A 12,482-nucleotide genomic window follows, 5' to 3' on the forward strand; every position below is an offset into this window, starting at 1 on the left:
CCGCGTACGTGCCGGGTGTCGTCGGCGGGTTCGGCGGGGAGGCCGCCGTGGCGGGCCGTGGCCTGTCCTCGGGCTGGGACCGGGCCGACGGCTCGGCCGCGATGGCCGACGGCGACGAGCCGGGCGGCGCGGTGGCGGACCCGACCGCGCGGTGGTGGCCGCGTGGCGGGGACGACCCGGCACACGCCACCGGGGAGACGGGCCGCGACGGGCTGACGCCCGAGCCCTGGGCACCGCCCCCCGGGGACGGGGGTGTGGACGAGGACGGGCGCGGCGACGACTGCGACGTGGCCACGGAGGCGGCGCGCGGCCGACCCCACGGCGGCGACGACCCCGCGCGCACCGCTCCGGCGGTGCGCCGCGCCGTCGGCGCGGAGGGCGGCCCCGGGGCGGGCCCGGCGCATGGACGGCGGCCCGGTGGTGTGACCCCGGAGCTATGGGTGCGGCCCGATGGTGACGGCCGTAAGGACGACACGGCGGCGGGCGCGGGCGCGGGGACCGGGGCCGTGGCCGGGCCCGGGATCGCGGGGGCGCTGTCCGGGATGCCGGCCACCCCCGAGCTGCTCGCCAAGGTCGCCGCGCTGCCGCCCGCCACCGACACCCCCGACATCGACGAGGAGCGGGCCGCCCGCCCCGAGGAGGCGTACGGACTGCGGCGGTTGCTGCGCGGCTTCCGGGCGCCGCTCCTGGTCGCGCTGGCGCTCGTGGCCGTGGACGCGATCGCCGGGCTGCTGCTGCCCGTGCTCATCCGGCACGGGATCGACCAGGGCGTCCAGCGGCTCTCGCTCGGCGCGGTGTGGGCCGCCTCCGGGCTCGCGCTCCTCGTCGTCCTCGCGCAGTGGGCCGCCCAGATCGGCGAGACCCGGATGACCGGGCGGACCGGTGAACGGGTGCTCTACGCACTCCGTGTGAAGATCTTCGCCCAGCTCCAGCGGCTCGGTCTCGACTACTACGAGCGCGAGCTGAGCGGCAAGATCATGACGCGGATGACCACCGACGTCGACGCGCTGTCCACGTTCCTCCAGACCGGCCTCGTCACCGCCGTGGTCAGCCTGCTGACCTTCTTCGGCATCCTGGTGGCGCTGCTCATCATCGACGTGGAGCTCGCGCTGGTGGTCTTCCTGACCCTGCCGCCGCTCATCATCGGCACGGTGGTGTTCCGGCGCCGCAGCGTCAAGGCGTACGAACTGGCCCGCGAGCGCGTGAGCGTGGTCAACGCGGACCTCCAGGAGAGCGTGGCGGGGCTGCGGATCGTGCAGGCGTTCCGGCGCGAGCGGTCCGGCCGGGAGCGGTTCGCGGCGCGCAGCGACTCCTACCGCCAGGCGCGGATCCGCGGCCAGCGGCTGATCTCGGTGTACTTCCCGTTCGTCCAGCTGCTGTCGTCCGTGGCCTCCGCGCTGGTGCTCATCGTGGGCGCCGGGCGGGTCGGGGACGGCACGCTGACGGCGGGCGCGCTGGTGGCGTATCTCCTCTACATCGACCTGTTCTTCGCCCCCGTCCAGCAGCTCTCCCAGGTCTTCGACGGCTATCAGCAGGCCACCGTGTCGCTGGGCCGGATCCAGGAGCTGCTGCGCGAGCCCACCACCACACCGGTGGCCGAGGCCCCGCGCGAGGTGCGCGCGATGCGTGGCGAGATCGCCTTCGACGATGTGCGGTTCCGGTACGGGGACGGCGAGGAGGCGCTGGCGGGCATCTCGCTCACGATCCCCTCGGGGCAGACCGTGGCGTTCGTCGGGGAGACCGGGGCCGGTAAGTCCACTCTGGTCAAGCTGGTGGCGCGGTTCTACGACCCGACGCGGGGCGCCGTGCGGGTGGACGGGGTGGATCTGCGCGAACTCGACCTCACCGGATACCGCCGTCACCTCGGGGTGGTCCCGCAGGAGCCGTATCTCTTCGCCGGGACGGTGCGCGACGCCATCGCCTACGGACGGCCCGGTGCGAGCGACGCGGAGGTGGAGGCCGCGGCGCGGGCGGTCGGCGCCCATGCCATGGTGGCGTCGCTCGACGGTGGCTATCTGCACGAGGTCTCCGAGCGCGGGCGCAATCTCTCCGCCGGTCAGCGGCAGTTGATCGCGCTGGCGCGCGCCGAGCTGGTGAACCCGGACATCCTGCTGCTCGACGAGGCCACGGCCGCGCTCGATCTGGCCACCGAGGCCCTGGTGAACCAGGCCACGGATCGTCTGACGGGACGGCGCACCACACTGGTCGTCGCCCACCGGCTGACCACCGCCGCCCGTGCGGACCGGGTGGTGGTGCTGGACCACGGCCGGGTCGTCGAGGACGGCACCCATGAGGAGCTGGTGGCGCGGGACGGCCGGTATGCCGCGCTGTGGCGCACGTTCATGGGGGAGACGGTGCCCGCCGTGGCGTAACCGGTGCTTGGCCGTCTGCGGCTTTGTCGTGGCTGATCGCGCAGTTCCCCGCGCCCCTGCGGGGCGCTGTCGAACCGCAGCGGACTTCTTCCGCACCGGGCAGCCGCCGTACGGCCGGTAACGCTCAGCGTTCGTTCCCTGTTACGTACGGTAACGTCACGGTTCCATGCCGCTGGCCCTCGCTATGCCCTCCACCTCCCGCCGGTCCCGCTCCCGCTGCTCCGCCTCGGCCGCCACCCGCTGCTTGTGGCGGTGCAGGAAGTCGGGGTCCCCGGCCCGCTCCTGAGGCACCAGCACCTTCATGCCCTTGGCGTGCGGACTGTCGCCGAGGTCGACCACCACACGCTCGTCCTGGGAGGTGAGCAGGCCGAACAACACCAGCAGCTCGGCCTGGAGAGCGGGGGTGAACAGCTCTTTCTCCTCCGGCCCCATCCCGAGCTCGTACGTCCCCCCGCGGACGGCCGGTGAGGTGCTCAACTCGCGCAGCAGCCGCATCAGCAGCTCGAGCGAGCGAGGATCGATCCGTTCCTGCAATTCGTTCAGATACCGCGTCAGCCGCTCGGCCCGTTCACTCCGGTCGTGCCGTTCGTCTCGGTCCATACAGGCAGCATGAGCCATCACAGCCCGCTACGAAAGAGGGCGGGGGTAACAACTCTCCGTATTCGGCCTCGGGTTGGAGCGTTGACGGCATCTGGCGACGCGAGTGTGTGCCCGGATAGGTTCTCGGCGACCTGTGCGAATTCACGGGACAAAGGGTCAACCCGGGAACAAGGGGAGGGTGCATGCGCAAGATGCTCAGATGGCTGTTGTCGCTCGCGATACTGGTGGGGGCGGTCGGCGCGGGCGCCGGAGGCGCGTCCGCGGCGCCGGCCGCCCCCGCCCAGCCGGACATCAAGGAACGTGTCCTGGCGATTCCCGGAATGCGTTTCGTGGAGGAGCAGCCCTACGAGGGCTATCGCTTCCTCGTCTTCAGCTACGCCCAGCCGGTGGACCACCGGCATCCCTCCAAGGGCACCTATCCGCAGCGGTTCACGCTGCTGCACAAGGCCACCGACCGGCCCACGGTCTTCTACACCTCGGGCTACAACGTCACCACCGCACCGCGCCGCAGTGAGCCCACGCAGCTGGTGGACGGCAACCAGGTGTCCATGGAGTACCGTTTCTTCACTCCCTCCCGGCCCCAGCCCGCCGACTGGTCCAAGCTGGACATCTGGCAGGCCGCGAGCGACCAGCACCGCCTGTTCCGGGCCCTGAAGCCCATCTACGGCGAGAAGTGGCTGGCCACCGGCGGCAGCAAGGGCGGGATGACGGCCACCTACTACCGCCGCTTCTACCCGAACGACATGGCGGGCACGATCGCCTACGTCGCGCCCAACGACGTCGTCAACGACGAGGACTCCGCCTACGACCGCTTCTTCGGACACGTCGGCACCGCCGAATGCCGCACCAAGCTCAACGCGGTGCAGCGCGAGGCGCTGGTGCGGCGCGACGAGATCGTGAAGCGCTACCAGAAGTGGGCGGACGACGAGAAGCAGACGTTCACGGTCGTCGGCAGCGCCGACAAGGCGTACGAGAACGTGGTCCTGGACCTGGTGTGGGCCTTCTGGCAGTACCACCTGCTGAAGGACTGCGCGGACGTCCCGGCCCCGACCGCGTCCACCGACGAGCTGTACGGCTTCATCGACGAGATCTCGGGCTTCTCCGCCTACACCGACCAGGGCCTGGAGACCTACACGCCGTACTACTACCAGGCGGGCACCGAGCTCGGCTCGCCCACCTTCAAGACCCCGCACCTGGCCGGGCTGCTGCGCTACCCCGGCATCTACGCCCCGCGCAACTATGTGCCGCGTGACATCCCGATGCGCTTCAAGCGGGGCGTGATGCGGGACATCGACCGCTGGGTCCGGCACGACGCCCACCGGATGCTCTTCGTCTACGGCCAGAACGACCCGTGGGGCGCCGAGCGCTTCCAGGTCGGCAAGGGCGCCAAGGACGCGTACGTCTACACGGTGGCCGGCGGCAACCACGGCTCCAGCATCGCCCAGCTGGCGGGCGACCAGAAGGCCAAGGCCACCGCCGCGGTGCAGCGCTGGGCGGGCGTCAGCCCCACGAGCAAGCCCCTCGCCCCGCACGACGCGAAGCTCGACCGCCGCGAGATCGAGCGCGAGCCGGTGACGCTGCGCCCGTAGGGCGCGTCCGCGGGCCCGATCGGGCTCGGGCTAGTAGCTCAGCCCGTGTCCGATCGGGTACAGCACCCGGGACGGGTCGTCCGCGTGCCGGACCGCCACCGGCAGTTTGCCGCGCGGGGCGGTCCGGCCCGCGATGACGCGGGCGGCGGCGCGCAGTTCCACATCCGTCCAGCAGTAGGCGGCCAGCGAGGCGCCGGGGGCCGTGTCGCGGTCGTTCAGACGCGCGATGTCGTACGGATTGCGCAGGGCCAGGTGCACCACCGGCACGCCGGTGGCCACCAGCCGTGCCACCAGGGTGCGCTGGGCGGAGCCGGAGGCGATGTCGTACGTCGTCACGATCACCGCGTCCCGCTCCCGCGCCGCGGCGACCGCCGCCTCGACGCGCTGCGGGGAGGGACCGGGGGAGCTGCCGGTGCCGGTGGTCAGCGCCTCCGTGCGGAAGCCGAGGCCGGACAGGGCGCGGGCCAGGACGGACGTCGGCGGGCCACCGGTGCCGGAGGGCGCCGCCGCGTCCACGCCCACCACCAGCAGATCGCGGTGGCGGCGCGGCGACAGCGGCAGCAGTCCGCCGCGGTTGGTGATCAGGGTGGTGGTGCGCTCGGCGATGCGGTCGGCGGTGGCGCGGTGCTCCCGGGTGCCCACCGTGCGGTTGACCGCGCGGTCGCTGGTGTACGGATCGTCGAACAGGCCCCGGCGCACCTTGAGTTCGAGGACGCGCCGCAGCGAGCGGTCGATGCGGTCCTCGTCGAGCTCGCCCGCCCGGACGGCCTTGCGCACCCCCTCGAAGGCGAGGGACAGGCTCGGCGGGTTGAGCAGCTGGTCCACACCCGCCTTGAGCGCCAGCACCGGCACCCGGTCGTCGCCGTACTTCTTCCGCACCCCCGCCATGCCGAGCGAGTCGGTGACCACGACCCCGTCGTAGCCCAGCTCCTCGCGGAGCACACCGGTGAGGATGGGGCGGGAGAGCGTGGCGGGGTCGTCGGCCGGGTCGAGCGCGGGGAAGAGCAGATGGGCCGTCATGATCGAGTCGATTCCGGCCTCGATCGCGGCCCGGAACGGCGGTGCGTCCAGCCGTTCCCACTCCTTCCGGGAGTGGGTGATCCGCGGCAGCCCCACATGGCTGTCCACGCTGGTGTCGCCGTGGCCGGGGAAGTGCTTGGCGGTGGCCGCGACCCCGGCGCTCTGATAGCCCTCCACCTGTGCCGCCACCATCCGGGCCACGGCCTTCGGATCGGCGCCGAAGGAGCGCACGCCGATCACCGGGTTGGCGGGGTCGACGTTGACGTCCGCGATCGGGGCGTAGTCCTGCCGGATGCCGAGCGCGGCCAGCTCCGCCCCCGCGGTGCGGGCCGCCGTACGGGCGTCGGCCGCGCTGCCGCCCGCGCCGAGCGCCATGGCGCCCGGGAACAGCGTGGCGGGCGCGCCGACCCGGGCGACGGTGCCGTACTCCTGGTCGGTGGAGAGCAGGACGGGGACGGGCGCGGAGGTGGCCAGCGCGGCCTTCTGGATGCCGTTGGAGAGCGCGGCCACCTGGTGGGGATCGCGGATGTTGTGTGCCCATCCGATGTACATCACCCCGCCCACGTGGTACTTCGCGATCAGCTCGGCGGCGTTGTCGACCCCGATCTCCTTGCGGTTGGCCGCGACATCGGCCGGGTCGGGGTCGGTGGCCGAATGGCCGTACACCCGCATCACGAAGAGCTGGCCGATCTTCTGGTCCAGCGTCATCCGCCCGATGAGCTCGTCGATCCGCCGGCGGTCGCGCTCGTGGTCCCGGCCGGGCTCCGTGGTGGGCCGGGCGGCGGTCGCGGACGGGCTGCCGGAACCGGCGGCGGTGCGGCGCGCGGGCGCCGCGGGCGCGGCGGAGCTGTTCGTCGGTCCGCTGCACGCACCGGCCGCCGCGGCGGCCAGGGTGGCGGTGAGCAGGGCGCGGCGAGACGTCGTGTGCACCCGCACTCCTTCCATGGGACGTTCGGAGGGGGCGGCCATAGGTGTGCAGGACACGCTGGGACACAAACCGCGGCCGGGTCAAGGAAAGTTGGTCTTTCCCACAGCATCGATATGCGGTTCCGCCGCGTGGTCCGGAAGCGTAAAGGAAAAGACTGGTTAAAGACCGTGATCTGGTGTCCACACGAAACCGGTACTAAACTCTCGACCGGGTATGCGCGGTATTTGTATGAGGCATCTGTTCTCGCTTATGTTCCGTTTTCATGACCCCACCGACGGGTGCCAAGCCCCCCACACACATAGCCATGTTCGGCATCGCGGCACACGGGCACGTCAACCCGAGCCTGGAGGTGATTCGCGAGCTGGTGGCCCGCGGCCACCGGGTTACCTACGCCATCCCCGAGTCGTTCGCCGAGAAGGTGGCCGAAACCGGCGCCGAGCCGAAGACCTACACCTCGATCCTCCACGGTGAGAATGTGCCGGGCGCCAGAGGCTCCGATCTGATCGACTACATCGAGCCGTTTCTCACCGAGGCGGAGCAGGCACTTCCGCAGCATCTGGCGGCCTACGAGGGCGATGAGCCGGATCTGGTGATGTACGACGTCACCGCCTACCCGGCGCATGTCCTCGCCCATCGGTGGGGCGTGTCCGCCGTCGAACTCGCGCCCAGCTTCGTGCCCTGGGACGGCTACCGCGAAGAGGTCTTCGAGCCGATGTACGCCCATCTGCGGCGGTCGGAGCGCGGCCGGGCCTACTACGCGCGCTACCGCGCCTGGCTCGAGGGCAACGGCCTGGCCGACACCGACCCCGACCGGCTCATCGGCCGCCCCAGCCGCTGTGTGGCCCTCATCCCCGAACTGCTCCAGCCCAACGCCGACCGCGTCGACACCTCCGTCTACAGCTTCGTCGGCGGCTGCCAGAGCGCCCGCCGCGAGGTGGCGGAGTGGCGTCGCCCGGAGCGGGCCGCCGAGACCGACCGGATCCTGCTGATCTCGCTGGGCTCCACCTGGACCAGGGAGCCCGGCTTCTACCGCGCGTGCGTCGCGGCGTTCGGCGATCTGCCGGGCTGGTACGTGGTGCTCCAGATCGGCGAGTTCGTCGACCCGGCCGACCTCGGCGAGATCCCGCCCAATGTCGAAGTGCACACGTGGATTCCGCAGTTGAGCGTGTTGCGGAAGGCCGACGCTTTCGTCACCCACGCGGGGGCGGGCGGCGCCCAGGAGGGGCTGGCCTGCGGGGTGCCGATGGTCGCCGTACCGCAGGCCGTCGACCAGTTCCGCAACGCGGACACGCTCGAAGGGCTCGGGGTCGGCCGCCATCTGCCCAAGGAGGAGGCCACGGCGCAGGCGCTGCGCAAGGCGGTACTCGATCTGGTGGACGACCCCGAGGTGGCCGCCCGGTGCGCCGCGCTCAAGGCGCGGATGGCCGCGGAGGGCGGGCCGGACCGGGCGGCGGACCTGATCGAGGCGGAGCTGCCCGTTTGAGAGCCGCGGGGTGGCCCCCGTGCGCGTCCGCCGGGCGCCCCCACTTCGGCCGCCCGCGCCCCTCTCATCACCGATTCGCGAAATGCGCACCCTGTGCGGAACCGGCGCGGGCCGCCGCGCGTCGAAGCGGTGTGCTGATGGGGAGTCTCCGCACGGCGGTAGTCGGCCTCGCCGCTGGCTGCGTCACCGACCACCCTCTCCGCCGCCCGCGGCCAGCAGCACCCGCCGCCGACGCGACACCCCTCCCAGAGCGTCGGCGGCCCGGGGCCGTTCAGTTCATGCGGTGCGGCCAGAGGCCGCCCAGCAGGCGGACCGTCTCGGTGATGGCGGGGCGGCGGGCCGCGCCCGGGCGCCACAGGGCGTACAGCCGCCGCACCGGGACCGGCTCCAGGGGCAGCGCCAGCACCCCGTCCGGCAGCGGACCGCGCCCCAGGCGGGGCATGAGCGCGACGCCGAGACCGGCCGCCACCAGGGCGATCTGGGTGTGGTTCTCCGCCGCCTGGTACGCCAGGTCCGGCTCATGGCCCGAGGCGCGCAGCGTACGGACCAGCCAGTCGTGGCACACCGAACCCGGCGGCTGACAGATCCACCGCTGGCCCGGCAGGTCCTCGCGGCGCAGCGGGCGCCGTGCGGCCACCCGGGTCAGCGGATGTCCGGCCGGGACGAGCAGATCGCACAGATCCTCCCCGATGACCGCCCGTTCCTGCCCCTCCGGGGCGGGCAGCGGGGCGATGTCCCAGTCATGGGCCACCGCCAGGTCGATGACCCCCTGCGCCACCAGGTCCACCGACAGATGCGGGTCCACTTCGAGCAACCGGGCGTCCAGGGAGGGGTGTTCGGCCATGAGCGCGGCCAGCACCACGGGCATCAGCCCGCGCGCCGCCGAGGCGAAGGCGCCGATCACCAGCCGGCCGGTCGGCTGACCGCGCCGCTCCTCCAGCGTGGTCTCGGCCTCCTCGACGATGGCGAGCAGCTGCTGGGCGGTGGCGGCCAGATGCCGGGCCGCGTCGGTCAGCGCGATGCCCCGGCCCTGCCGCTCCAGCAGGGTCGTCCGGGTCTCCCGCTCCAACTTGGCGATCTGCTGCGATACGGCGGACGGGGTGTAGCCGAGCGCGATCGCGGCGGCGCTGACCGAGCCGTGCACGGACACCGCGTGCAGAGCCCGCAGTCGACCCAGATCCAGCACAGTCCGGCCTCCTCCTGAACATCTTTAACCGTTGCTGCATCCAAGCATGAAGACATCCGCGCTGGTGCTACAAGGTCCGGGCGGCCGATCCTCGACGCATGCGATCGACGCAACCCATGCGACCTGTGCACATAGCCCTCGCCGTGCTGGTCACGGCCCTGTGGGGGGTCAACTTCGTGGTCATCGAGGTGGGCCTCGACCACTTCCCGCCCCTGCTCTTCTGCGCCCTGCGGTTCCTGGTGGCCGCGCTGCCCGCCGTCTTCCTGGTCGGCCCGCCGAGGGTCGCCTGGCGATGGATCCTGGGCGTGGGGCTGGCGCTGGGCGTGGCGAAGTTCGGGCTGCTGTTCATCGGGATGCACGAGGGGATGCCCGCCGGGCTGTCCTCGCTGGTGCTCCAGGTCCAGGCGGTGTTCACCGCGCTGTTCGCCGCCGTCGTCCTCGCCGAACGCCCCGGCCGGCGGCGGCTGCTGGGCATGGCCGTCGCCCTGGCCGGGATCGCCGTGGCCGCCGTGGACGAGGGCACCTCGGGGCCGCTCCTCGGCTTCGTCCTCGTCGTCGCGGCGGCGGCCTTCTGGGGTGTCTCCAACGTCCTCACCCGCAAGGCGGCGCCGCCCGACGCCCTGAACTTCATGGTGTGGGTGAGCCTGGTGCCGGTGGCGCCGCTGCTCCTGCTCTCGCTGATGTTCGAGGGCGCGCGACCCGATCTGGCCGCGCTGAGCCGGCTCGACTGGGCCGGGGTGGGCGCGATCGTCTATGTCGCCTGGGTCACCACGGTGTTCGGCTTCGGGATCTGGGGCTTTCTGCTGCGCACCTACGACGCCTCGGCGGTCGCCCCGTTCTCGCTGCTGGTGCCGGTCTTCGGGATGTCCTCGGCGGCGCTGGTGCTGGGGGAGGGCATCAGCGGACCGCGCTGGCTGGCGGCGGCGCTGCTGGTGGGCGGCGTGGCGCTGACATCGCTCCCGGCCGGGAGGCTGAGCCGGATGATCCCGAGCCGGATGATCCCGAGCCCCGGGCTCAGGCCGCGTCGGCGAGCAGCCGCAGCAGATGCTCCCGGCCCGGGGCCAGCAGCTCCGGGAACGCTCGCGCCTGCGGATACCACCGCTTCTCGTACTCCCAGCACAGCCAGCCGTCCCAGCCCTCGCGGCTGAGCAGCTCCACGCACTCGGTCAGCGGCAGCACCCCCTCGCCCAGCGGCAGCGGGGTGGTGTCCTCGGCCGAGGCGATGTCCTTGACCTGCACACAGCCCAGATGCGCGAAGAGCGCCGGATAGCTGGTGGCCGGGTCCTCGCCGCCCAGCCAGGTGTGCATCACATCCCAGATCGCCCCCACGCTGCCGTGGCCCACGAGCCCGAGGACCCGGGCCACGTCCGCGCCCGTCCGGTGCGAGTCGTGGGTTTCGAGCAGCAGCCGTACGCCGAGGTCGGCGGCGCGGGGCGCGGCCGCGGCGAGCCGCCGGGCGGCCGTGGCGTCGGCCTCCTCGGCGCTCTGCTCCCCGCCGCCGGGGAAGACCCGCACATTGCGGGCGCCCAGGTCGTGGGCGAGCTCCAGCAGCTCCCCGAGCCCGGTCAGCACCGGCTCGTCCGGTCCGGCCTGGGCGGCGCGCACATATCCGGCGACGGTGAGGATCTCGACCCCGGCGTCCCGGAACTCCGCCGCCACCCGGGCCCGTTCGTCCGCCCCGATCCCCGGGTGCACCGGCTCCTCGGGGTGGGCGCGCAGCTCGACGCCGTGATACCCGGTCCCGGCGGCGAGCCGGGCCACGTCGGGGACGGGCATACCGGGGACGCCGAGGGTGGAGAAGGCGAGCTTCATACGGGCTCCCTTGGTAGGGGTCGTGCGGGACGTGGGGATCTTCTTGCCCTTCATCCGGGACGCTAAGCAGGGGCACGGGCCGAATCAATCCTGCCGTGCCGATCACGCCTGCGGCGTGTCTTGTCGGGTGGCTCGGCCGTCGTGGCCCTACGAGGTGTACGAACTGGGGCTCTGCCCCAGGCCCTGCTCCTCAATTGCCGGAGGGGCTGGAAGGTGGGGCTCTGCCCCAGGCCCCGGGACCAGGGGCGAAGCCCCTGGCACGCGGCGGAGCCGCATGTCCGCTCATCTCGCCGTCAACCGCCACAACGACGTCACTTCCGCCGCGCGGGCCGAGTGGAGGGGGTCGGCGGGGTCGAAGGCGCGGGGGTGGACGGGGCGGACGTCCAGCCGGTCCAGGACCCTCAGGCCCGCCGTGTCGAAGGCGGCCGGCAGCTCGGCGGGCGGCCGCAGTCCCAGGTGTTCGGCGAGGTCGGAGAGGATCAGCCAGCCCTCGCCGCCGGGGACCAGATGCCCGGCCAGCCCGTTCAGGAAGCCGTGCAGCATACGGCCGGCCGGGTCGTAGACGGCGTATTCGAGGGGTGAGGAGGGCCGGGCCGGGACCCAGGGCGGGTTGCAGACCACCAGCGGGGCGCGGCCCGGTGGGAAGAGGTCGGCCTCGACCACCTCGACCCGCTCGGCCAGGCCCAGCCGGGCCATGTTCTCCCGGGCGCACGCCAGCGCCCGCGCGTCCTGGTCGGTGGCCACCACCCGCTCGATGCCGCGCCGGGCGAGGACGGCGGCCAGGACGCCGCTTCCGGTGCCGATGTCGAAGGCCAGCTGGTGCGACGGCAGCGGGGCCTCGGCCACCAGGTCGACGTACTCGCCGCGCACCGGCGAGAAGACCCCGTAGTGCGGATGGATACGGTCCCCGCCCAGCGCCCGCACCTTGACGCCCTTCTCCCGCCACTCATGCGCGCCGATCAGTCCGAGTAACTCGCGGAGCGAGACCACCGAGGGGCCTTGCGCCGGGCCGTACGCCTCGGTGCACGCCTGCCGTACGTCCGGCGCCCGGCGCAGCGGGACGCCGAAGTCCGCCTCCAGCGGCACCAGCACCATCCCCAGCAGCCGGGCCCGCCGGGACTGGGCCTGGCGGTGCCGGTGGAACGACTCGGCCGGGGACGCCGCCGGTGGCCGTCGCTCCTTGGCCCGGCGCGGGCCCCGGTCGATCCGGCGCGCCAGCGCCGTCAGCAGCTGACGGGCGCCCTGGTAGTCGCCGCGCCACAGCAGCGTGGTGCCCTCGCAGACGAGGCGGTGGGCGGTGTCGGCGGTCATCCGGTCGTCCGCGATCGCGACCCGCCGGGGCGGCGGCGTGCCGCTCTCGGAGCGCCACTGGGCGGTACGGGTCCGGCCGTCCTCGGTCCACTCGATGACCTGCTGGGTACTCAGGGGTACGCCCTTTGCTCTTGTGCCGTTCCGACGCGCTGTACGGGCCGACGTGTGTGAGTGGATCCTT

The 12,482-nt window shown here is 72.7% G+C and carries 8 protein-coding genes and 1 pseudogene; 4 read left to right on the forward strand and 5 right to left on the reverse strand.

The genetic code is table 11. From position 1 onward, the window contains the following. Nucleotides 1-2,372 (forward strand): ABC transporter ATP-binding protein (locus ABD329_RS36070; protein ID WP_344317468.1); only part of this gene is annotated, 2,372 nt, incomplete at its 5' end. A 156-nt stretch (nt 2,373-2,528) separates the two neighbouring features. Here ABD329_RS36070 and ABD329_RS36075 read toward each other — a convergent pair. Then, nucleotides 2,529-2,972, reverse strand: a complete 444-nt coding sequence (locus tag ABD329_RS36075; protein ID WP_020871152.1) for a hypothetical protein — start codon at nt 2,970-2,972, stop codon at nt 2,529-2,531. 182 nt (nt 2,973-3,154) lie between these two features. Between ABD329_RS36075 and ABD329_RS36080 the strand changes: the two genes are divergently transcribed. Then, nucleotides 3,155-4,561 carry a S28 family serine protease gene (locus ABD329_RS36080; protein WP_344317469.1) on the forward strand — a complete coding sequence of 469 codons (1,407 nt, stop codon included), beginning with the start codon at nt 3,155-3,157 and terminating at the stop codon, nt 4,559-4,561. Nucleotides 4,562-4,591: 30 nt separating this feature from the next. Here the strand turns inward: ABD329_RS36080 and ABD329_RS36085 are convergent, their stop codons facing one another. Next, nucleotides 4,592-6,526: a glycoside hydrolase family 3 protein gene (locus ABD329_RS36085; protein ID WP_425574425.1), complete on the reverse strand. Its 1,935-nt coding sequence runs from the start codon at nt 6,524-6,526 to the stop codon at nt 4,592-4,594. Between the two features lie 245 nt (nt 6,527-6,771). Here ABD329_RS36085 and ABD329_RS36090 point away from each other — a divergent pair, with 245 nt between their 5' ends. After that, nucleotides 6,772-7,992, forward strand: coding sequence for a macrolide family glycosyltransferase (locus ABD329_RS36090; protein ID WP_344317471.1), 1,221 nt, complete (start codon nt 6,772-6,774; stop codon nt 7,990-7,992). Between the two features lie 271 nt (nt 7,993-8,263). On the opposite strand, the gene ABD329_RS36095 is transcribed toward ABD329_RS36090, so the two are convergent. Next, nucleotides 8,264-9,178 carry a LysR family transcriptional regulator gene (locus tag ABD329_RS36095; protein ID WP_344317472.1) on the reverse strand — a complete coding sequence of 305 codons (915 nt, stop codon included), beginning with the start codon at nt 9,176-9,178 and terminating at the stop codon, nt 8,264-8,266. Nucleotides 9,179-9,294: 116 nt separating this feature from the next. On the opposite strand from ABD329_RS36095, the gene ABD329_RS36100 reads away from it, so the two are divergent. Further along, the gene (locus tag ABD329_RS36100) at nt 9,295-10,326 is read left to right on the forward strand and encodes an EamA family transporter (RefSeq protein WP_425574426.1); all 1,032 of its coding nucleotides are present in this window, start codon (nt 9,295-9,297) and stop codon (nt 10,324-10,326) included. Here the strand turns inward: ABD329_RS36100 and ABD329_RS36105 are convergent. Next, nucleotides 10,310-11,044, reverse strand: a pseudogene (locus ABD329_RS36105) (sugar phosphate isomerase/epimerase family protein); the annotation flags it as partial. The gene ABD329_RS36100 and the pseudogene ABD329_RS36105 sit on opposite strands and share 17 nt — an antisense overlap. A 228-nt stretch (nt 11,045-11,272) precedes the next feature. Further along, entirely contained in the window at nt 11,273-12,415 is a 1,143-nt protein-coding gene (locus ABD329_RS36110) for a methyltransferase (protein ID WP_344317480.1), read from the reverse strand. Nucleotides 12,416-12,482 lie beyond the last annotated feature (67 nt).

Source organism: Streptomyces javensis, from assembly GCF_039525925.1.
Classification (GTDB): Bacteria; Actinomycetota; Actinomycetes; order Streptomycetales; family Streptomycetaceae; genus Streptomyces; species Streptomyces asiaticus.